This window comes from Caminibacter profundus (assembly GCF_054657155.1).
Genome location: NZ_BAAHXC010000001.1, coordinates 804,456 through 824,431, shown reverse-complemented (window position 1 = coordinate 824,431; position 19,976 = coordinate 804,456). Strand labels below are relative to the sequence as shown.

Annotated in this window: 24 protein-coding genes; 21 read left to right on the top strand and 3 right to left on the bottom strand. The window is 29.4% G+C overall.

The window, feature by feature from the left end:
- The first annotated feature begins 3 nt into the window (after positions 1-3).
- The 6 genes from ACYQ1U_RS04375 to ACYQ1U_RS04350 are packed head-to-tail and all read left to right on the top strand — an operon-like array spanning position 4 to position 3,773.
- Positions 4-405, top strand: coding sequence for a hypothetical protein (locus tag ACYQ1U_RS04375; RefSeq protein ID WP_459884733.1), 402 nt, complete (start codon positions 4-6; stop codon positions 403-405).
- Positions 405-725, top strand: coding sequence for a flagellar motor switch protein FliN (fliN, locus tag ACYQ1U_RS04370; RefSeq protein WP_459884731.1), 321 nt, complete (start codon positions 405-407; stop codon positions 723-725). Before ACYQ1U_RS04375 ends, fliN begins: the two co-directional genes overlap by 1 nt.
- Entirely contained in the window at positions 725-1,474 is a 750-nt protein-coding gene (locus ACYQ1U_RS04365; protein WP_459884729.1) for a hypothetical protein, read from the top strand. Before fliN ends, ACYQ1U_RS04365 begins: the two co-directional genes overlap by 1 nt.
- Positions 1,461-3,332, top strand: coding sequence for a tRNA uridine-5-carboxymethylaminomethyl(34) synthesis enzyme MnmG (gene mnmG, locus ACYQ1U_RS04360; protein ID WP_459884727.1), 1,872 nt, complete (start codon positions 1,461-1,463; stop codon positions 3,330-3,332). The genes ACYQ1U_RS04365 and mnmG overlap by 14 nt, the downstream gene beginning before the upstream one ends.
- A 32-nt stretch (positions 3,333-3,364) precedes the next feature.
- Entirely contained in the window at positions 3,365-3,658 is a 294-nt protein-coding gene (locus ACYQ1U_RS04355) for a hypothetical protein (RefSeq protein ID WP_459884725.1), read from the top strand.
- A complete protein-coding gene (locus ACYQ1U_RS04350; RefSeq protein WP_459884723.1) occupies positions 3,651-3,773 on the top strand; it encodes a tRNA uridine 5-carboxymethylaminomethyl modification protein in 123 nt (40 codons plus the stop codon). The genes ACYQ1U_RS04355 and ACYQ1U_RS04350 overlap by 8 nt, the downstream gene beginning before the upstream one ends.
- Here the strand turns inward: ACYQ1U_RS04350 and ACYQ1U_RS04345 are convergent.
- The 3 genes from ACYQ1U_RS04345 to ACYQ1U_RS04335 are packed head-to-tail and all read right to left on the bottom strand — an operon-like array spanning position 3,742 to position 5,749.
- Complete coding sequence (locus ACYQ1U_RS04345) at positions 3,742-4,515, bottom strand: sensor histidine kinase (RefSeq protein ID WP_459884721.1); 774 nt, start codon at positions 4,513-4,515, stop codon at positions 3,742-3,744. The genes ACYQ1U_RS04350 and ACYQ1U_RS04345 overlap by 32 nt on opposite strands.
- Before the next feature lie 6 nt (positions 4,516-4,521).
- The gene (locus ACYQ1U_RS04340; RefSeq protein WP_459884719.1) at positions 4,522-5,151 is read right to left on the bottom strand and encodes a response regulator transcription factor; all 630 of its coding nucleotides are present in this window, start codon (positions 5,149-5,151) and stop codon (positions 4,522-4,524) included.
- Between the two features lie 43 nt (positions 5,152-5,194).
- Positions 5,195-5,749 (bottom strand): PhoU domain-containing protein, encoded by a 555-nt coding sequence (locus ACYQ1U_RS04335; protein ID WP_459884717.1) that lies wholly within the window; start codon positions 5,747-5,749, stop codon positions 5,195-5,197.
- Between the two features lie 104 nt (positions 5,750-5,853).
- Here ACYQ1U_RS04335 and pstS point away from each other — a divergent pair, with 104 nt between their 5' ends.
- The 15 genes from pstS to atpD all read left to right on the top strand — a co-directional run bounded on the left by pstS (position 5,854) and on the right by atpD (position 19,974).
- Complete coding sequence (gene pstS, locus ACYQ1U_RS04330; protein ID WP_459884715.1) at positions 5,854-6,846, top strand: phosphate ABC transporter substrate-binding protein PstS; 993 nt, start codon at positions 5,854-5,856, stop codon at positions 6,844-6,846.
- A gap of 62 nt (positions 6,847-6,908) precedes the next feature.
- Positions 6,909-7,928: a phosphate ABC transporter permease subunit PstC gene (pstC, locus tag ACYQ1U_RS04325; protein WP_459884713.1), complete on the top strand. Its 1,020-nt coding sequence runs from the start codon at positions 6,909-6,911 to the stop codon at positions 7,926-7,928.
- A 112-nt stretch (positions 7,929-8,040) separates the two neighbouring features.
- Positions 8,041-8,850: a phosphate ABC transporter permease PstA gene (pstA, locus tag ACYQ1U_RS04320; protein WP_459884711.1), complete on the top strand. Its 810-nt coding sequence runs from the start codon at positions 8,041-8,043 to the stop codon at positions 8,848-8,850.
- Positions 8,847-9,638, top strand: a complete 792-nt coding sequence (gene pstB / locus ACYQ1U_RS04315; RefSeq protein ID WP_459884709.1) for a phosphate ABC transporter ATP-binding protein PstB — start codon at positions 8,847-8,849, stop codon at positions 9,636-9,638. Before pstA ends, pstB begins: the two co-directional genes overlap by 4 nt.
- Positions 9,639-9,848: 210 nt before the next feature.
- On the top strand, positions 9,849-11,468 hold the full coding sequence (locus ACYQ1U_RS04310) for an inorganic phosphate transporter (protein WP_459884707.1): 1,620 nt from the start codon (positions 9,849-9,851) through the stop codon (positions 11,466-11,468).
- A 70-nt stretch (positions 11,469-11,538) separates the two neighbouring features.
- Complete coding sequence (gene fmt / locus ACYQ1U_RS04305; RefSeq protein ID WP_459884705.1) at positions 11,539-12,435, top strand: methionyl-tRNA formyltransferase; 897 nt, start codon at positions 11,539-11,541, stop codon at positions 12,433-12,435.
- 10 nt (positions 12,436-12,445) lie between these two features.
- A complete protein-coding gene (locus ACYQ1U_RS04300) occupies positions 12,446-13,066 on the top strand; it encodes a biotin--[acetyl-CoA-carboxylase] ligase (protein ID WP_459884703.1) in 621 nt (206 codons plus the stop codon).
- On the top strand, positions 13,063-13,845 hold the full coding sequence (locus ACYQ1U_RS04295; protein WP_459884701.1) for a ParA family protein: 783 nt from the start codon (positions 13,063-13,065) through the stop codon (positions 13,843-13,845). Before ACYQ1U_RS04300 ends, ACYQ1U_RS04295 begins: the two co-directional genes overlap by 4 nt.
- Positions 13,842-14,669 (top strand): ParB/RepB/Spo0J family partition protein, encoded by an 828-nt coding sequence (locus ACYQ1U_RS04290; RefSeq protein WP_459884699.1) that lies wholly within the window; start codon positions 13,842-13,844, stop codon positions 14,667-14,669. The genes ACYQ1U_RS04295 and ACYQ1U_RS04290 overlap by 4 nt, the downstream gene beginning before the upstream one ends.
- A 34-nt stretch (positions 14,670-14,703) precedes the next feature.
- On the top strand, positions 14,704-15,129 hold the full coding sequence (locus tag ACYQ1U_RS04285; RefSeq protein ID WP_459884697.1) for a F0F1 ATP synthase subunit B family protein: 426 nt from the start codon (positions 14,704-14,706) through the stop codon (positions 15,127-15,129).
- On the top strand, positions 15,126-15,626 hold the full coding sequence (locus ACYQ1U_RS04280) for a F0F1 ATP synthase subunit B family protein (protein WP_459884695.1): 501 nt from the start codon (positions 15,126-15,128) through the stop codon (positions 15,624-15,626). Before ACYQ1U_RS04285 ends, ACYQ1U_RS04280 begins: the two co-directional genes overlap by 4 nt.
- Entirely contained in the window at positions 15,626-16,144 is a 519-nt protein-coding gene (locus ACYQ1U_RS04275; RefSeq protein ID WP_459884693.1) for a F0F1 ATP synthase subunit delta, read from the top strand. The genes ACYQ1U_RS04280 and ACYQ1U_RS04275 overlap by 1 nt, the downstream gene beginning before the upstream one ends.
- 19 nt (positions 16,145-16,163) lie before the next feature.
- Positions 16,164-17,669: a F0F1 ATP synthase subunit alpha gene (gene atpA, locus ACYQ1U_RS04270; protein WP_459884691.1), complete on the top strand. Its 1,506-nt coding sequence runs from the start codon at positions 16,164-16,166 to the stop codon at positions 17,667-17,669.
- Positions 17,670-17,673: 4 nt separating this feature from the next.
- Positions 17,674-18,555 carry an ATP synthase F1 subunit gamma gene (gene atpG, locus ACYQ1U_RS04265; protein ID WP_459884689.1) on the top strand — a complete coding sequence of 294 codons (882 nt, stop codon included), beginning with the start codon at positions 17,674-17,676 and terminating at the stop codon, positions 18,553-18,555.
- A gap of 9 nt (positions 18,556-18,564) precedes the next feature.
- On the top strand, positions 18,565-19,974 hold the full coding sequence (gene atpD, locus ACYQ1U_RS04260) for a F0F1 ATP synthase subunit beta (protein ID WP_459884687.1): 1,410 nt from the start codon (positions 18,565-18,567) through the stop codon (positions 19,972-19,974).
- The last annotated feature ends 2 nt before the right edge of the window (positions 19,975-19,976 follow it).

Sequence of the window (19,976 nt, the reverse complement as noted above, 5' to 3'; positions counted from 1 at the left end):
TAAATGAATACTATTTTGAAAAAAGCTTGTGAAAATTTTGCAAAAACTCTTGGAATTGAAATAAAAGAATGTAATGATAAAAATATTAGAGGATTTATAGGGAAAATATTTATTTTAGGGGATATAAATTACGATATTTATTTAATAGTTCCAAAAGAAAAACTTGATCTTGTAAGTGAAATATTTTTTGGAGACAAAAATGATTATGATTTAGAGGATTTAACTAAAGAAATAGCAAATTTAATAGTTGGTAATTCTAAAATAGTTGCAGATGAAAATAATATCTATTTTGATATATCAACTCCTGAATTTTTAGGAGAATATAAAAATAATATAGATTTCGATGATTTTATTTGTTTGGAGTCAAAAGGAGTTAAATTTTTTATTCTTTATAAGGAGAAATAATGAATAATGAAGAAATGGTGGAATTAACAGAAGATGAGATAGAGAGATTAATTCCTGACTATTCGAACCTTTTAGATACAGAAGTTTTATTTGAGAGTGACTTAGGTAGGATTGAGATGAGCATAAGAGAAATTTTAAATCTTCAAAGAGGAAGCATAATAGACTTAAAAAAGCCAGCAGGAGAGAGTGCTGAAGTTTATGTAAATGGTAGGATTATTGGAAAAGGGGAAGTTATGGTTTATGAAAAAAATTTAGCAATTAGACTTAATGAAGTTTTAGACGCTAATTCATTAATTTACTATCTTACAAAAGAAAACTGATGAAAAAGTTAATACTTTTTTTTGCTACTTTTTTATTTGGAGCAAATCTAATAAATGTAGATTTTTTTCCACATAAAACATTTGTTGATATGTTGATTTCTCTTGATTCAAGATATACAGGAAAAGTAGTAAAAATTTCAAAAGATGAATTTTATCTATCAAATATTAATACTAATAAAGAGATCACAAAAACTTTTGATAAAGAATATTTGAAAAAAATAGAAATAAAACCTTATAAACAGGGAATAATAGTAAAAATTGATGGTAAAGAAAAAAAAATTAAATTTGATTTAACTCCAGAAGGATATGGTATTAGGCTTAGGATTGAAAGTAAAATTAAAGCATCAAATGAAGTTAAGCAAATAATGGCTAAAAATACACAAAATTCGATTGATTTTGTTACATATTTTATTATGCTTGCAATTTTAATAATTCTTGCTATAATCTTGTGGCTTATTAAAAGAAAAGCTCCAAAACTTCCTATGAAAAATAATATATCTATGGGAGTTTTAATTCAAAAGCCAATTGATGCGAAAAATAAGATAGTTTTATTTGAATTTAATAAAAGAAAATATTTAATGCTTGTAGGAAATACAAATTTACTTTTAGATGTTTTTGATGAAAATATGGTAAATATTACTACACCAAAAGAATTTGATGAGTTCTTAAAACTTAATACAAAAATAGATGAAGTTAAAAAATATATAAAAAATGCAGAAGAATTAAAGGAGTTTGATGAAAGAATTTGATGTAATTGTAGTTGGTGGAGGACATGCTGGAATAGAAGCTGCTAATGCAGCATCAAAAATGGGTAAGAAAACTTTACTTCTTACAATGCTTGTTGAACAAATAGGTGCTGCAAGTTGTAATCCTGCAATTGGAGGACTTGCTAAAGGGCATCTTGTTAAGGAGATTGATGCACTTGGTGGACTTATGGCACTTGCTACTGATAATGCTGGAATTCAATTTAGAATCTTAAACGAAAACCGTGGACCTGCAGTAAGAGGGAGTAGAGCTCAAATAGATATGGATAGATATAGAGTTTGGATGAGAACTCAAGTTTTAAATACGCCAAATCTAACCGTTGCGCAAGAGATAGTGGATGAAATTTTAGTAAAAAATGGTAAAGTAGTAGGAGTAAAGACAAATTTATTAAATGAATATAAGTGTAAGGCTTTAATCTTAACCACTGGAACATTTATGAGAGGTCTAATGCATTTTGGGCCAGTTAAGCTTGAAGGGGGTAGGTTTCACGAACTTTCAGCTAAAAAAATTTCAGATTCCCTAAAAGATTTAGGGTTTAAGTTAGAAAGACTTAAAACTGGAACAACGGCAAGAATTGATGCTAGAAGTATTGATTTTAGTAAAATGGAAAAACAGCTAGGAGATGAAAATCCAAAGCCTTTTAGTTTTAGGACTGATAAAAAAAGTTTTAATCCAGTTCAGCTTCCTTGCTTCATAACATATACTAATGAAAAAACTCATGATATTATTAGAAGTAATTTTGATAGAGCACCACTTTTTACTGGTCAAATTGAAGGAATAGGGCCAAGATATTGTCCAAGTATTGAGGATAAGTTAAATAAATTTCCAGATAAAGAACGTCATCATGTATTTGTAGAACCTCAAACTATTGAAGCAACTGAGTATTATTTAAATGGGCTTTCAACTTCTCTTCCAATGGATGTCCAAGAAGATTTTATTCGTACAATTCCAGGGCTTGAGAATGCAAAAATAGTAAGGTTTGGATATGCAATTGAATATGACTTTATTCAACCAACAAATTTAAAGCATTCACTTGAAACAAAAGAGATAGAGGGATTATATTTTGCAGGACAAATAAATGGAACTACTGGATATGAAGAAGCTGCTGCTCAGGGAATTATGGCTGGTATTAATGCTAGTTTAAAAATAGATGAAAAAGAACCTCTTATTTTAAGAAGAGATGAGGCTTATATAGGAGTATTAATTGATGACTTAGTTACAAAAGGGACAAATGAACCATATAGGATGTTTACGAGTAGAAGTGAATATAGACTTCTTTTAAGAGAAGATAATGCAATTCTTAGACTAGGGGTTTATGGATATGAATTAGGGCTTCTTGATGAAGAAACTTTCAAAAATATAGAAAAACTAAAAGCTGAGATAGATAAAGGGATGAAAGTTCTAAATGAAACATTTGTCACTCCAAATAAAGAAATAAATAAACTTCTTCAAGAAATGGGAGAAGACAACATTCAAAGTAAAATGGAGCTTAGAAAAATAGTAGGTCGTCATACGTTTAATAAAGAAAAACTTTTAAGATTAGTACCAGAATTAAAGGGCCTTAGTGATGATGCTATAGAGCAAGTTTTAATTGAGAGCAGGTATCATCATTATATTGAAAAACAAAAAGCACAAATAGACAAAATGAAAGATATGTTAAAAGTTAAAATACCAGAAGACTTTGAATATAGAGGAATTCCTGGGCTTTCACGAGAAGTAGTAGAAAAACTTGAAAAATTTAGACCTCCAACATTATTTGCAGCAAGTGAAATAAGTGGAGTTACCCCTGCTGCTATTGATATTATTCATATGTATATAAAAATGAGAGAAAAAAACTCTTAAATTTGATATAATGATTTAAAAAAGGATATTTAATGAAATATTGCTATGTTTATACAGGGGATAAAAATAAACAAAAGAGACTACAAAGAATAGATAAAGCAATTGAATATGTAAAAGGTTTAGATGAAAAAGTGGTTTTTGCGGTTAATGATTTACAAAGTATTGCATATATTAAAGAAAAAGGATTTAAAGCATTAAATCTTGATGCAATTACTGATTTGTTTAATTTACTTACTCCAGATGATAGTGTAGTTTTATGTACGCCTGAGGATACTACATTGGTTAAAGCAAGTTTTAGAGATACAAAGGAGATTTGTAATGAATGAAGAAAACAAAAATGAAAAACCATTTAATTTTTGGTTATTTATTGGTACTATGTTTATAGGACTTTTGATTTTAACTTCTATTGTTATTGGTGTGCCATATCTATTAATGAAGTAATATCAAAATAGAAATTACTTCCTTTTCCCTTTTTGCTTTCTATTTTTAGATTGGTTCCGTGAAGTTTTAATATATGTTCGACTATTGCGAGTCCAAGACCAAGTGAGTTATCCCAGTCATTTTTTGCAATTCTAAAAAATTTTTGTTTTATTAATTCTAAGTTTTTTTCATCAATGCCTATGCCTTTATCAATTACTTCCACTTTATTTTTAGTGATATTTACAATTACTTCATCTTTTGAATATTTTAAAGCATTTGAAATTAAGTTTTGAAGGACTATTTCTATTAAGTTTTTATCAGCAAAAACTTCTATTTCTTTAGCATTTAAAATTATTCTATCTTCCATACCTTCTATTAAATTTTTAGCTACTAAATCTAGTCTAAATTTAGTGAGTTTGGGTTTTAGTTTTTGATTTTCAAGTTTTGTAATAAGATAAAGTCTATTTATAAGTTCGCTTAGTCTATTAGTATTTTTATGAATTTTGTTTAAAAATTTTAATTTTGTTTTTTCGTCAAGGTTTGTTTCAAGAATTGTTTCAATATATCCATTAATAATAGAAATTGGGTTTTTAAACTCATGAGAAATAGCAGAAATTACTTCATCTTTAAATGAATTCATAATTTTTAGTTTTTTATTCTCTTTTTTTAATTTTCTATTTTCTTCTTTTAGTTTTTCAATTTCTTTGTATTCTTTTTTGAAAAAAAATTTAAAAAAACTAATTCTCAATTCTTCATTCCCCATTTTCAATTATTTAAGTTTGTATCCAATTCCTCTTACAGCCTCAATTAAATTAGTTTTATGATTCAGCCTACTAACAGCTACATTTACACTTTTTTCTCCAATCTCTAAAATGTTTGCAATTTCTGATTTTGGGAAAATTTTATTTGGATTTTCAAAGAATAGTTTGATTAAAGTAAATTCATTTTTTGTTAAAGTAATTTTAACTCCATCTATTGATAGAGTATGAGTGTTTAAATCTAATTTTGCATTTTTATATGAAATAGTAGGAGAGAACTTTTTGTTTCTTTTTAAAACAGCATTTATTCTTGCTATTAATTCTTTCATATTAAAAGGTTTCGTGACATAATCATCTGCTCCTACATCAAACCCTTCTAATATATTTTCTTCACTGTTTTTTGCTGTTAAAAAAATTACAGGAATATCATATCCTTCTTCTCTTAATTCTTTTACTAGCTTTGAGCCCTCAATAAATGGTAAATTTCTATCCACAATTAAAAGATCCGGATTTTCTTCATTTAAAAAATCTCTTATTTTTTTTGAATTTAAAAACCCAACTACATCAAACCCTTCTTTTTGAAGGTTAAACTCAAGAAGTTCTAATAAATCTTCTTCATCTTCAATTATTGCTATTAGCATTTATATCCTTTTACTTGGAACTTTGAACTTTTAACTTGACTGCTTATATATCAATTCCTTCTTTTGCAAAAAGCATATATTTCGCAATTGTTTTTACACTATCGCTAATTCTTTCAAGTTTTTTTGCAATATTGAGTGTTTTTAAAATTTCGTCAATATTATCCATCTCTTTTATTTGAAGGACTAATTCTTTATATATTTCATCTGCTATTTTTTCATAACTAATAATAGTTGAATAAGCATCTTCTATTGTTTCACTTTTTATTGCTAGTTTCAAAGTTGTTATCGAACTTAAAGCGTTTTGATAAAGAGCATCAATTTTTTCATTTGAAAAATCGTATTTTTTGATAAAAGCTTTTACAGATTTTCTAATTTTTGTTAGAAAAGATGTGATTTTAAGATATGCAACAGCTTCTCTTAAAAATTCACCTTGTGGATGGTAAAGTGCTAATACTTTTATTACTTCATTATCAAATTCTTTTAAATCAATTAAAAAAAACTCATCTGTTAAATCTTTTTTTTGAAGAGAGTCTTCAATAGCTAAAACATATGAATAAAATTTTTCATTTAATTCTTCTAATTTTTGTTCTATTATCATAATTTTCCTTTTTTAGAGTTATTATATCACACTAGGAAAAACTATATGTTATCAAATTGTTATTTTTTATCTTTATAATTTCAAAAATTAATTAAGGAGAGAAAATGAAAAAATTTATTGCTGGTCTTACAATAGCAGCAGTTAGTAGTTTTGCATGGACAATTAATGGTACAGGTGCTTCGTTTCCATATCCAGTTTATAAACAATGGATAAAAGGATATTATCAAGAAAGTGGAAACAAAGTAAACTATACACCAACTGGAAGTGGAACAGGAATAAAAGAAGTTGCAGCAAGACATGTTGATTTTGGTGGGACTGATAAACCACTTAGTCCTAGAACATTAAAAAAAGCTAAACTTTATCAATTCCCTACAGTAGTTGGTGGGATAGTATTAAGTTATAATATTCCAGGAGTTAATAAATTAAAACTTAGTGAAGCGGCAATTGAAGGTATTGTACTTGGAACTATTCAATACTGGGATAATCCATTAATAGCTAAATACAATCCTGATGCAAAACTGCCTCATAAAAAAATTATTTTTGTTCATAGAAGTGATAAATCAGGAACTACTTTTAATTTTACATATTATTTAAGTAAAATGAGTAGTATTTGGAGAAAATATTATGGTGCAAGAAAACTAATCAATTGGCCAACTGATGAACAAGGAAGGGGAATAGCAGGTAAGGGTAACTTTGGAGTGAGTGCTGCAATTAAAACAAATCCTTATTCTATCGGGTATGTGGATTTTGCAGATGCACTTAAAAATAATCTTAAAATGGCAACAATTCAAGCAAGAGATGGGAAGTTTGTTGAACCAAAACCTGAAAATTTTGCAAAAGGTGCAGCTTATGCTGGATTTAGTCCAAAAAATGATTTTTATAAAGTGATTGCTTATCCTAAAAAAGGATACCCTATTATTGCAGCAACTTTTATTTTACTTCCAAAAGAAAAAGTTAATACTAATAAAAAAGTTACAGAGTTTTTCTCATATGCATACGATCACGATGAAGTAGCTTCTAAACTTGGGTATATTCCACTTCCAAGTAGTGTAAAAGCTGAGGTTAAAAAATATTGGCAGCAAAAAGGCATTCACTAAAAGAAAAGGACTTTAAATCCTTTTCTTTTTTGTTTATAATTTCATAAAACAAAAGGGACTTAATGGAAAGTTTTTTTAAGCGCTTATCTGCTCTTAGTGCTACTACTATTCTTTTAATACTTACCAGTATTTTTATTGTTTTGTTTATTTATGCTAAGCCAGCGATTAAAGAATATGGAATTAAGTTTATAATAGACCCTAGATGGGATGTATTGGTAAGTATTAATCAAAATGATGGTAAAAATATTCAAACTGTTGTAACAGATAATGAAAATATCGTAATACCAGAGGAAGATATTGGAGCCGACACAATAAATAGTGATGATGAAAATATTCCAATTAATGATGAGGATATTGTAACAGATGAAGAAGGAATAACAAATAAAAATACTAGCGATAAAGTCATTTATGGTGGCCTTATTCCAATTGTTGGGACAATTCTATCAACTATAATAGCACTGATTTTTGCAGTGCCTATTGCAATGGGGATTGCGATATTTTTATCAGAAATTGCACCTCCTTTTATTGCAAAACCTGTGGGACTTGCTATAGAACTTCTTGCAGCAATTCCAAGTATTATTTATGGTATGTGGGGTCTATTTTATTTTGGACCTTTAATTAGTAAAATTTTTGGTGGAGGAAGTGTTAGTTTATTAGTTGCAGGTCTTGTACTTGGTATTATGATTATTCCTTTTATGGCAAGTTTAACTAGAGATAGTATGAAAACAACGCCTAGCGTATTAAAAGAATCAGCTTATGCAATGGGAGCTACAAAATTTGAAGTAATAAAAGATGTTATTTTTCCATATGCAAAAAGTGGAATAATTGGTAGTATGATTTTAGCCCTAGGACGTGCACTTGGTGAAACAATGGCAGTTGCATTTGTAATCGGAGGAGTATTTAAATTACCACAAAATATAACAGACCCAACTGTATCAATTCCAGTAGTATTAGCAAATAATTTTGCAGAAAGTAGTGGAATGAGCCTTAGTGTTTTATTTTATTTAGCATTAATTTTATTTGCAGTTTCATTTATTGTAATTAGTTTTGCAAAGTTTTACTTTTTAAGGGATAAGAAATGATAGGCGGAAAAGTTGTAGAGGTAGTAAAGGTAGTAGAGGTGATAACTATATATAATATATTTATTACCTATAAAACTTCTACAACCTTTAATACTTTTTATAAAGGATATAAATGAGACTAATTATCAACAAAGTTGTGTTGTTTTTATCTACTCTTGCAGCAATTTTAGGGCTTGTATTTTTGTTTTGGATATTAATTACCTTAACTATTAAAGGAATTAGTGCAATTAATTTACATATTTTTACGAATGATTTGGTAAATAATGGGCTTAGGAATTTACTTATTGGTCAGTTTATATTAGCATTTATTGCTGTATTAATTGGAGTTCCAATTGGAATGATTGCCGGAATTTACTTACAAGAGTATTCTTTTGGAAATAAGTATGCTCAGTTTATTAGAAACTTAAGTGATGTAATGATGTCTGCACCAAGCATTGTAATTGGTACATTTATATATGCAGTTTTAGTTAATCCAATAGGGCATATGAGTGGATGGGCTGGAGCTGTTGCTCTTGCAGTGATGATGATCCCTATTGTAGTTAGAACTACTGATGATATGTTAGGGCTTGTGCCAAAAGAGCTTAGAGAAGCAGGTGTTGCAATAGGAGCGCCAAAATATAAAGTTATTTTTGATATTATACTTAAAGCTGCAAAAGTTGGTATTATGACAGGACTTTTACTTGCTTTTGCAAGAATAATTGGTGAGACTGCACCACTTCTTTTTACAAGTGGGAATAATGAATATTTTACACTAAATCTTAATCAAAACTTCCCAAGTTTAACTGTTGCAATATATAATCTTGCTACAATGCCTGATAAAAGTTTAGTTGATATTGCATGGGCAGGGGCATTTTTATTAACTTTATTTGTATTATTAATTAATTTAATTGGTAGATATATAGTTAAGGAGAAAAAGAAATGAATTTAGAAAAAGTAATGGATATAAAAAATTTTAGTTTTACATATGCAGGGGCTAGTAAGCCGAGTCTCAAAAGTATTAATCTTCCAATATATGAAAAAAAAGTAACAGCTCTTATTGGTCCTAGTGGATGTGGTAAATCTACACTTCTAAGAAGCCTTAATAGAATTCATGATTTGTATCCTGGCAATAAGTATGAAGGTGAGATATTGCTTAAAAATCTTGAAACAGAAGAGATGGAAAATATTTTAGAGTATAAAAAAGAAAATGAACTAATTCGCCTTCGTCAAAGAGTTGGAATGATTTTTCAAAAGCCAACTCCATTTCCAATGAGTATTTATGATAATATTGCTTATGGTTTAAGACTTATGGGGATTAAAAATAAAGAGCTTTTAGATGAAAAAGTTGAGGTTGCCTTAAAAGATGCAGCACTTTGGAATGAAGTAAAAGATAGATTAAAAGATGATGCAAGAGGTTTAAGTGGAGGTCAGCAACAAAGACTCTGTATTGCAAGAGCTATTGCAGTTGAGCCAGAAGTACTTTTAATGGATGAACCAACAAGTGCTCTTGATCCAATTTCAACTATTGCAATTGAAGAGTTAGTTACAAAACTAAAAGATAAAGTAACTATAGTAATAGTAACTCACAATATGCAACAAGCAAGTCGTGTTAGTGATTTTACAGCTTATATGTATTTGGGAGAACTTGTTGAATTTGGAACAACTGAGCAAATTTTCCTAAATCCTCAAAAAAAACATACGGCAGATTATATTTCAGGAAAATTTGGTTAATTTTTTTCTTTTGTACTTTCTAAAAAAATAATATCTACATTTAGTGGGTTTAGATTATTTTTAAATTTTTCAGATCAACTTTGACAATTTAATTAGATAAATGTCTTTAACTTTAAATAGATATTATTTATAAAAGAATTCAGACAATATTAATCTTCATTTACAACTTCTATTTCTTTTTGTAAAATTTCCTCTAAAAAAGAGGGTGTAATGGAGCTACAAACAATCTCCAAACTAGAAAAAAAAGCAAGAAAATCTGCTGGAGTGGATTTAATGAGGTTTGGTATAGGACTTTTATTCATAGCATTAGTTGTCCTTTATACCTATGCAAAAACTGGGAATGTTCCAAATAACTTATTTTTAGTAATTGCTACAGTTTTTGGTGCGTATATGGCTATGAATATAGGTGCAAATGATGTTGCCAATAATGTTGGTCCCGCGGTTGGTAGCAGAGCATTAAGTTTGACAGGGGCAATTATTATTGCTGCTATTTTTGAAGCAGCAGGGGCACTTATAGCAGGTGCTGATGTAACAAATACTATTAGAAAAGGTATTATTGATATTAATGCATTTAATGGAAATGTTGATATATTTATATGGGCTATGATGTCAGCATTACTTGCAGCAGCTTTATGGCTTAATCTTGCAACAGCATTTAAAGCACCAGTATCTACTACCCATTCAATTGTAGGTGGTGTAATGGGTGCTGGAATCGCTGCTGCAGGTTTTGAAATAGTTAATTGGATGACAATGGGGAAAATCGCTGCTTCTTGGGTTATATCGCCAGTTCTTGGTGGAATTATTGCAGCTACTTTTCTTTATGCAATTAAAAAGACAATTATTTTTAAAGAGGATAAAGTTAGTGCAGCGAGAACTTGGGTTCCAATTTATGTAGCTATTATGACTTGGGCATTTATAACATATTTAACAATAAAAGGTTTAAAACACATATGGGTTGATATAACCAATATTTTATCTTTTCTTCCTTCTACTAAAAAGCCTACATTTGGTGTAGCTTCAACTTTTGGTTTAATATTTGCTGTTATAGTATATTTTTTAATGTCAATAAAGCTTAAAAAAGAAGAAATTCAAAATACTAGAGAGGAAATTAATAAGTATTTTACTGTGCCTCTTATTTTTGCGGCAGCACTTCTTAGTTTTGCTCATGGCGCTAATGATGTTGCAAATGCAGTTGGACCTCTTGCAGCAATTAGTGATGCTGTTATGAGTGGAGGTATTTCAAGTAAATCTGCTATTCCTTTTTGGGTTATGGCTATTGGGGCACTTGGTATATCAATAGGCCTTGCTCTTTATGGTCCAAGACTTATTAAAACTGTGGGGGATGAAATTACAAAAATTGATCCTATTAGAGGTTTTTGTGTAGCTTTAGCAGCTGCTATTACAGTAATCATTGCTTCACAACTTGGGCTTCCAGTAAGTTCAACACATATTGCTGTTGGTGCGATTTTTGGGGTTGGATTTTTGAGAGAATGGCTTCATTTAGTTGTACAAAGAGAAGATGAAATTGAAAAAGAGATTGAAAATTTTGAAAAAAGATTAAAAGTTTATGAATTAGAACTTCAGGATTTACAAGAAAAAACAGACAAAAGTAAAGATGACTATAAAAGAATTGTGGATCTCATTGAAATGATAGAAGATATTGAAAAAAGTATTAAGAGATATAAAAAGATTCTTAAAAAAGAAGAAAAAGTAAAATACGTAAAAAGAGATTTATTCAAAAAAATAATTGCTGCTTGGATAATTACAGTACCTGTAGCAGCAGTGTTAGCGGCTATGATTTTCTTTATGATTAAAGGAATGATGATATAAAATTAGTTGAGAATGTAGAATTGAGAATGTATAATAAACAATTATAGGGTATAAAGGGAGAATGAAAAAAATGAAAAAAATAGTTTTTATGGGAAGTCCTGATTATGCAGTAAAAATATTAGATGAATTACAAAATCATTTTGAAATTTTAGCTGTTTACACTCAACCGGATAAACCGGTTGGTAGAAAAAAAGTTTTAACTCCTACACCTGTTAAAAAATATGCGCTGCATAAAGGATTTAGTGTTTACACTCCGACTACTCTTAAAAATGATGAAATACTAAAATCTTTAAAACCTGATTTTATAGTAGTTGCAGCATATGGGTTAATTTTGCCAGAAAATATTTTAAAACTATTTCCTTGTATTAATCTACATGCTTCACTTCTTCCAAAATATAGAGGTGCAAGTCCAATTCAAAGTGCAATTTTAAACGGAGATAAATATACAGGTGTTACTTCTATGCTTATGGACAAAGGTCTTGATACTGGGGATATTTTAACTTGGGACTATACTGAAATAGGAAAAAAGAATAGTATTGATTTATTTGATGAATTAGCTGATATTGCATCAAAACAGATAATCTATACCCTTAAAAACTTTTCTAAAATAAAACCATTAAAACAAAGTGATCTTTTAGCTTCTTATTCACCAAAAATCAAAAAAGAAGATGGATTTGTTGATTTTTCATCTGCGCTAACTATTGATAGAAAATATAGAGCTTTTCAGCCTTGGCCTGGTATATTTTGTGATAAATTCAAGATCAATGAGATGGAAATTATTGATTTAGACTCAGTAAATAAAAGAGGCGAAATTTTAGAAATTAATGATGGTGTAGTTGTTGGATGTGATAGAGGTAAGGTTAAACTGATTAAAATTCAATCACCAGGGAAAAAAGAAGTAAAAGCAATTGATTATATAAATGGAAAAAGATTAAAACAGGGGGATAATATTTTAAGTGAAAAGTGAGAAGTAAAAAGTGAGAAGTATAAAATTTATTTATTTTGATAAAATAGATTCAACACAAAAGCATTTACTTAAGAATTTTCAAAAATATGAGTTGCCTGTATGTATTTGGTCTGAATTTCAGACCGATGGAATTGGTAGTAGAGGCAATAAGTGGATTGGAAAGAGGGGGAACTTATTTTTTTCTTTTGCTTATAAGGTGGATGAATTTAAAGGTATTCCATTACAAAGTTTATCTATTTATTTTGGCTGGATTTTTAAAAAAACTTTAAATAGTTTTGGAAGTGAAGTAGTGTTAAAATGGCCAAATGATATTTATCTTATAAAAGAAAAACCTTTAAAAGTTGGTGGAGTTATTACAAATATAAAAAGAGATATTTTGATATGTGGAATAGGACTTAATACAAAATATTCTCCGAGTTTAATCTTTGGAAGTTTGGATATTGAAATAAAAAATGATAAAATTTTAAAAGAGTTTTTTAAAAGATTAGAGAGTAAAATAAATTTTTTTCAAGTTATAAAAGAATATAAAATAGAGTTTGAAAAGACAAAAAGTTTGTTTAAAATAGATGGAGATTTAGGGCTTGATGGTGCTATTTTAAAAAATAATAAAAGGGTGTATTCAAAACGATGATAGAAATAATTTCTGTAGCAAATCAAAAAGGCGGGGTGGGTAAAACAACTACGGCAGTTAATTTAGCAGCGAGTTTAGCTATTGCTGATAAAAAAGTATTACTAATTGATGCTGACCCACAAGCCAATGCAACATCTTCACTTGGATTTTATAAAAGTGATTATGAATATAATTTGTATCATGTTTTAATTGGTAGTAAAAATATTAATGAAGTAGTTTTGAATACAACTTTACCAACACTTGAACTTATTCCATCAAATATTGGTCTTGTAGGAATTGAAAGAGAGTTTGAAGATTTTGATGATAAAGAGATGATTTTAAAAAAGAGAATAAAAGAACTAAATAAAGAATATGACTATATTATTATTGATACTCCCCCAACTTTAGGTCTTATTACAGTAAATGCTCTTAATGCAAGTGATAGTGTAATAATACCAATTCAAACTGAATTTTTTGCGCTTGAGGGATTAGCTCAACTGATGAAAACTATAAAACTTCTTCAACATACTACAAATCCAAAATTAAAAATAAAAGGGCTTCTTCCTACAATGTATGCTAAAAAGAATAATCTCTCAAAACAGGTTTTAGCAGATATTGTTAGACATTTTAGAGATAAGTTATTTATAAATGAAGATGGTGATTTTTTAATAATTCCTAGAAATGTTAGACTTGCAGAAGCTCCAAGTTTTGGTAAGCCTATTATTTTATATGACATAAAAAGCAGTGGTGCTATAGCCTATGAAATGCTTGCAAAAAAAATATTGGAGAGTAATGAATGAAAAGACTAGGTCGTGGGCTTGGTGCTATTTTAGAAGATGCTGAAGCTGGCTATTTAAAAGGACTACCAGAGTGTGGTGTAAATGAAATTGAAATCGAAAAAATTATTCCAAACCCATATCAACCAAGAAAAGAGTTTAGTGAAGAGTCTATAAAAGAATTAGCTGAGTCTATAAAAAGACACGGGCTTTTACAGCCAATTTTAGTAATTAAAAAAGATAATAACTATATTTTAGTTTCTGGTGAGAGAAGGCTTAGGGCTACAAAATTAATTGGAAAAGAAAAAATAAGAGCAATTATAGTTGATTACACGCTTGATGATTTAAGAGAATATGCGTTAATTGAGAATATTCAAAGAGAAGATTTAAATCCTATTGAAGTTGCTTTATCTTTACATGAGCTTATAAAGAAATATGGTTTTACCCATGAAGAATTAGCAAAAAATTTAGGTAAAAGTAGAACCTATATAACAAATATGCTAAGAGTATTAAACCTTCCAGAAGAGGTAATAGAAAAAATTAGGGATAACAAAATAAGTATTGGTCATGCAAAAATTTTAGTTGGGTTAGATAAAACGAAGGCTTTAGAAGTTTCTCGCAAAATTGAAAAAGAAAATTTAAGCGTTAGGGATACTGAAAAACTTATAAAAAACATTAAGAAAAAAGAAAAAAATGAAAATTTAATAAATAATGAGTTAGTAGAAATTAATTATGAATTTAAGAAACTGGGATTAAAAACGGAGCTAGGAACTGATTATATTAAAATTAAGTTTAAAAATGAAACAGATTTAGAAAAATTAAAAAAACTTTTGGATAATATAAATTAAATTTATGTTAAAATTCCACCAAAAAGGAGACTTGATGTTAGACTTGAATATTGGCGTAATGCTGATAATAGCAGGAATATTCCTGATAACAATGGTTCTTTTGAAAATGTGGTTATTTGAACCATTAGTGAAATTTATGGATGAAAGAGAAGCTAAGCTAAAAGAAGAGCTTGAAATGATCTCTAAAAATGCGCAAGATTCAAAAGAAATTGAAGAAGAAATACAAAGTATTTTAAAAGAAGCAAAAGAAGATGCAAGAAAAATTGTTGAAGAAGCGAGACTAAAAGCTAGTGAAGAAGCTGAAAAATTAAAAGCAGTGAAAGTGAAAGAAATTGAAGAAGCTAAAGAGTCATTAAGACTTCAGCTTCAAAAAGAAAAAGAAGAATTAATTAAAGAATTATCAAAAGACAAAAATGAAATTAAAACATTAATTGAAAACAAAATAAGGGATGCGGCATGAAGAAAGTTCTTTTGATTGTAGTTGGTGTAGTGTCTGTATTTGCAAGCGAAGCTGCAAGTGGGCATACAGATATTATTCCAAGAGCTATTAACTTTGTGATTTTTGCGGCACTTTTATGGTATTTAGTTGCTGATAAGATAAAAAGATTTTTTTCTGAGAGAAAAGAGCAAATTGCGAGTAGATTTCAAGAAATTGAAACTAAGTTAAAAGAATCAAAAGAAAAAAAAGAAGCATTAAAAGCTGAACTTATACAAGCTAAAAAGTTAGCAGAAGAAATAGTTGAAAATGCAAAAAAAGAAGCTGAGCTACTTGAGAAAAAAATAAAAACTCAAGTAGAAGAAGAAATTAAAATTCTTCAAAAACACTTTGAAGAATATAAAGAGAATGAAATTAGAAAAACTAAGCAAGTTGCTGTTAAAGTTTTCCTAGAGGAAGTACTTAAAGATGTGCATCTAAGTAGTGAAGATGCAGCAAAACTAGTATTAAAGGCGGCATAATGATAGTTGAGAAGTATGTAAAAGCTCTTTTAGCAGCGCTCAAGGAAGATGATGAAATTGTAGAAGTTTATGAAGCAATAGCAAGGCTTTCATTAATTGCAAAAGACCCAAAATTTATTCTTATTGTAAAGTCACCACTTTTAAGTATTGAGGAAAAAGTAGTGATTTTAAAACAATTAGCAGAATGTGAAAACTCAAAGTTTATTAATTTTATGAAAATTTTGCTAGAAAATAAAAGAATTGATCTTTTAAAAGAAATTTTTCAATCTTTATATGCAGCTGTATCAAAACATTTTAATACTTATTCAGGTGTTGTAGAAGGTAGAGTAAGTGAAGATACTATAAAAGCTATTGAAGAAAAACTTGCTAAAAAATTTGATGCTACTATAAAACTTAAAACAAAAGATACTGATCTAAACGGAATTAAAGTTTTTGTAGATGTTTTAAATGTTGAAGTTTCAATATCAGAAGAGAAGTTCAAACAAAACTTAATTAAACAAATACTAAAAGCAATCTAACTAAACGAAAGGAGTATAAGTGGTACAAGAAATCACGCAAATTATAAAAGAGAGAATAGAAAACTTTGAACTAAAAGTTGATGTAGAAGAGGTTGGGAAAGTTATCTATTCAGCAGACGGTATAGCTAAAGTTTATGGTCTTACAAATGCAATGGCTGGTGAAATGGTAGAGTTTGAGACAGGTGAAAAAGGACTTGTATTTAACCTTGAAACTGATAATGTTGGTGTTGTTGTGCTTGGTAAAGGTACTGAAATTACAGAAGGAAGTACAGTAAAGAGACTTGGAAGACTAATTTCAGTTCCAGTTGGTGAAGCGCTAATTGGAAGAGTGGTAAATGCTTTAGGTGAGCCAATTGATGGAAAAGGTGAAATTGAAGCTAGTGAGTATAGATATGTAGAAGAAAAAGCTCCTGGAATTATGGCAAGAAAATCAGTTCATGAACCACTTCAAACTGGTATTAAAGCAATTGATGCATTGGTTCCAATTGGAAGAGGACAAAGAGAGCTTATTATTGGTGATAGACAAACTGGTAAAACTACAGTAGCACTTGATACTATTATTAATCAAAAAGGTCAAGATGTAATTTGTATTTATGTAGCTATTGGTCAAAAACAATCAACTGTAGCTAATATTGTAAGAATTCTTGAAGAACATGGAGCAATGGATTATACAATTGTTGTAAATGCAAGTGCAAGTGAAGCTAGTTCTCTTAAATTTTTAGCACCATATGCTGGTGTTACTATGGGTGAATACTTTAGAAACAATGGAAGACATGCATTAATTGTTTATGATGACTTAAGTAAACATGCTGATGCATATAGAGAAATGTCATTACTTCTTAGAAGACCTCCTGGAAGAGAAGCATATCCAGGTGACGTATTCTATCTACATAGTAGATTACTTGAAAGAGCTGCAAAATTAAATGATGAACTTGGTGCTGGTAGTTTAACAGCATTACCTATTATTGAAACAAAAGGTGGAGATGTTGCAGCTTATATTCCAACAAACGTAATTTCAATTACTGATGGACAAATTTTCCTTGAAACTAACCTATTCAATAAAGGTATTAGACCAGCTATTAATGTAGGTTTATCAGTATCAAGGGTTGGTGGTGCAGCACAAATTAAAGCTACTAAGCAAGTAGCAGGAACTCTTAGACTAGAACTTGCTCAATATAGAGAGCTTGAAGCATTTGCACAATTTGCTTCAGATCTTGATGAAGCAAGTAGAAAACAACTTGAAAGAGGACAAAGACTTGTTGAAATTTTAAAACAGCCTGCTAATCAACCGCTACCTATTGAAAAACAAGTAGTAATAATCTATGCAGGTACTAAAGGATATTTAGATGATATTCCAGTAAAAGCTGTTAGAAGATTTGAAGAGGAACTTTATCCATTTATCGAAACTAAGTATCCACAAATTTTAGAAAATATTAGAACAAAACAAAAAATTGATGAAGAAACTGAAGAGTTACTTAAAAAAGCTTTAGAAGAATTCAAGGCTCAGTTCAATCCAGAAGGATAATTAAATGGCAACTCTAAAAGAACTAAAATCTAAAATAAACAGTGTAAAAAACACTCAAAAAACGACACGAGCTATGAAGCTCGTTTCAACAGCGAAACTTAAAAGAGCTGAAGAAGCTCTTTTAATGTCTCGCGAATATGCAAGAAAAATTGATGAAGTAATTAAAGAAATTTCGGCAAAACTTGCATCAATCAAAGATTCAATTAACTTAAGAGCATTTGCTAATATTGAAAAACAAGAAAAAATTGATTTAATAGTTGTTACGGCTGATAAAGGTTTATGTGGTGGATTTAATATTCAAACAATTAAAGCAACACTTGCTAAAATTGAAGAATTAAAAGAAAAAAAAGTTAAAATTAGACTTAGAGTAATAGGTAAAAAAGCAATTGAATATTTTAAATTTGTTGGAATTGAAATGTATGAAGAAATTACAGGTTTAAGTTCTGCACCTGAATATAAAAAAGCTGCAGAAGTTATTGAGAAGTCTTATGAAGATTTTGTAAATGAAGAAATTGATAATATAATCTTAATTTATAATGGATATGTAAACAAATTAACTCAAAAAGTTCATATAAATGAACTTCTTCCAATAAAAGCGGATACTGAAGTTAAAGAAGAATTTTTAGAAGTTGAACCAAGCGATGATTATGAAGTAATTTTAGAGAGCTTGGTTAAAAAATATTTAGAGTATACTATGTATTATTCGTTACTTGATTCACTTGCTGGTGAACATAGTGCAAGAATGCAAGCAATGGATGCAGCAACTAATAATGCTGGGGAAATGGTAAGACAATTAACACTTGAATATAATAAAGTAAGACAAGAAAACGTTACAAGAGAGCTAATAGAAATTGTAACTGCAATAGAAGCAATGAAGAAAAACTAAAGGAGTAAAATGGAAGGTAAAGTAATACAAGTTTTAGGTCCTGTTATTGACGTTGAATTTGACGGAAATAAAGTACCTGAAATAAATGAAGCACTTATTGTAGAGTTTGAAGCTGAAGGTAAAAAAAGAAAAGTTGTACTTGAAGTTGCAGCTCAAATTGGTGATAACATTGTAAGAACTATTGCTATGGATTTAACTGATGGTTTAACTAGAGGAGAGAAAGTAATAGCTACAGGTGGTCCTATTAAAGTACCTGTTGGTGAAGCAGTTCTAGGAAGAATTTTCAATGTAATAGGTGATGTAATTGATGGTGGGGAACCAATTCCAGAAAATGTTACAAGATGGTCAATTCATAGAGATCCACCTCCATTTGAAGAGCAATCAACTAAAATGGAAATTTTTGAAACAGGTATCAAAGTAGTAGACTTATTATGTCCATATATGAAAGGTGGTAAAACTGGTCTATTTGGTGGTGCTGGAGTTGGTAAAACAGTTATTATTATGGAACTTATTCACAATGTTGCATATAAACACAGTGGATACTCTGTATTTGCTGGAGTAGGTGAAAGAACAAGAGAAGGTAATGACCTTTATCATGAAATGAAAGAGAGTGGGGTACTTGATAAAGTTGCACTGTGCTATGGTCAAATGAATGAACCTCCTGGATGTAGAAATAGAATTGCTTTTACTGGTCTTACAATGGCTGAGTATTTTAGAGATGAAGAAAATAGAGATGTATTAATGTTTATCGATAACATCTTTAGATATGCTCAAGCAGGTGCTGAAATGTCAGCATTACTTGGAAGAATTCCAAGTGCTGTTGGATATCAACCAACACTTGCAACAGAAATGGGTAGACTGCAAGAGAGAATTACATCAACTAAAAAAGGAAGTATTACTTCAATTCAAGCAGTTTACGTACCAGCTGACGACTTAACAGACCCAGCACCAGCAGCAGTGTTTGCTCATCTTGATGCAACAACAGTATTAAACAGAAAAATTGCTGAAAAAGGTATTTATCCAGCAGTTGATCCTCTTGATTCAACAAGTAGAATTCTTGACCCACAAATTGTAGGTGAAGAGCACTATAAAGTAGCAAGAGGAGTACAAGAAGTATTACAAAAATATAAAGACTTACAAGATATTATTGCAATTTTAGGTATGGATGAATTATCAGAAGAAGATAAACTAATCGTTGCAAGAGCAAGAAAAATTGAGAAGTTCTTATCTCAACCATTCTTTGTTGCGAAAGTATTTACAGGAGCTGATGGTAGATACGTAACACTTGATAAAACAATTGAAGGATTTAAAGCAATTCTTGAAGGTAAAGTTGATGACTTACCTGAAAATGCATTCTATATGGTAGGAGATTTAGACGAAGCAATTGAAAAAGCTAAAAAGATGCAACAAAAGGCTTAAAA

Excerpts from the sequence above, each read along its gene's own strand:
- ACYQ1U_RS04340 (WP_459884719.1), bottom strand. The coding sequence starts at position 5,151 with ATGCTAATAGCAATAATTGAAGATGAAGAAGATTTATTAGAACTTCTT.
- atpG (WP_459884689.1), top strand. The coding sequence starts at position 17,674 with ATGGCAACTCTAAAAGAACTAAAATCTAAAATAAACAGTGTAAAAAAC.
- ACYQ1U_RS04295 (WP_459884701.1), top strand. The coding sequence starts at position 13,063 with ATGATAGAAATAATTTCTGTAGCAAATCAAAAAGGCGGGGTGGGTAAA.
- ACYQ1U_RS04275 (WP_459884693.1), top strand. The coding sequence starts at position 15,626 with ATGATAGTTGAGAAGTATGTAAAAGCTCTTTTAGCAGCGCTCAAGGAA.
- ACYQ1U_RS04375 (WP_459884733.1), top strand. The coding sequence starts at position 4 with ATGAATACTATTTTGAAAAAAGCTTGTGAAAATTTTGCAAAAACTCTT.
- fliN (WP_459884731.1), top strand. The coding sequence starts at position 405 with ATGAATAATGAAGAAATGGTGGAATTAACAGAAGATGAGATAGAGAGA.
- pstC (WP_459884713.1), top strand. The coding sequence starts at position 6,909 with ATGGAAAGTTTTTTTAAGCGCTTATCTGCTCTTAGTGCTACTACTATT.
- mnmG (WP_459884727.1), top strand. The coding sequence starts at position 1,461 with ATGAAAGAATTTGATGTAATTGTAGTTGGTGGAGGACATGCTGGAATA.
- ACYQ1U_RS04365 (WP_459884729.1), top strand. The coding sequence starts at position 725 with ATGAAAAAGTTAATACTTTTTTTTGCTACTTTTTTATTTGGAGCAAAT.
- ACYQ1U_RS04310 (WP_459884707.1), top strand. The coding sequence starts at position 9,849 with ATGGAGCTACAAACAATCTCCAAACTAGAAAAAAAAGCAAGAAAATCT.
- ACYQ1U_RS04350 (WP_459884723.1), top strand. The coding sequence starts at position 3,651 with ATGAATGAAGAAAACAAAAATGAAAAACCATTTAATTTTTGGTTATTT.
- ACYQ1U_RS04355 (WP_459884725.1), top strand. The coding sequence starts at position 3,365 with ATGAAATATTGCTATGTTTATACAGGGGATAAAAATAAACAAAAGAGA.
- pstS (WP_459884715.1), top strand. The coding sequence starts at position 5,854 with ATGAAAAAATTTATTGCTGGTCTTACAATAGCAGCAGTTAGTAGTTTT.
- ACYQ1U_RS04280 (WP_459884695.1), top strand. The coding sequence starts at position 15,126 with ATGAAGAAAGTTCTTTTGATTGTAGTTGGTGTAGTGTCTGTATTTGCA.
- pstB (WP_459884709.1), top strand. The coding sequence starts at position 8,847 with ATGAATTTAGAAAAAGTAATGGATATAAAAAATTTTAGTTTTACATAT.
- ACYQ1U_RS04335 (WP_459884717.1), bottom strand. The coding sequence starts at position 5,749 with ATGATAATAGAACAAAAATTAGAAGAATTAAATGAAAAATTTTATTCA.
- ACYQ1U_RS04285 (WP_459884697.1), top strand. The coding sequence starts at position 14,704 with ATGTTAGACTTGAATATTGGCGTAATGCTGATAATAGCAGGAATATTC.
- fmt (WP_459884705.1), top strand. The coding sequence starts at position 11,539 with ATGAAAAAAATAGTTTTTATGGGAAGTCCTGATTATGCAGTAAAAATA.
- pstA (WP_459884711.1), top strand. The coding sequence starts at position 8,041 with ATGAGACTAATTATCAACAAAGTTGTGTTGTTTTTATCTACTCTTGCA.
- atpD (WP_459884687.1), top strand. The coding sequence starts at position 18,565 with ATGGAAGGTAAAGTAATACAAGTTTTAGGTCCTGTTATTGACGTTGAA.
- ACYQ1U_RS04290 (WP_459884699.1), top strand. The coding sequence starts at position 13,842 with ATGAAAAGACTAGGTCGTGGGCTTGGTGCTATTTTAGAAGATGCTGAA.
- ACYQ1U_RS04345 (WP_459884721.1), bottom strand. The coding sequence starts at position 4,515 with ATGGGGAATGAAGAATTGAGAATTAGTTTTTTTAAATTTTTTTTCAAA.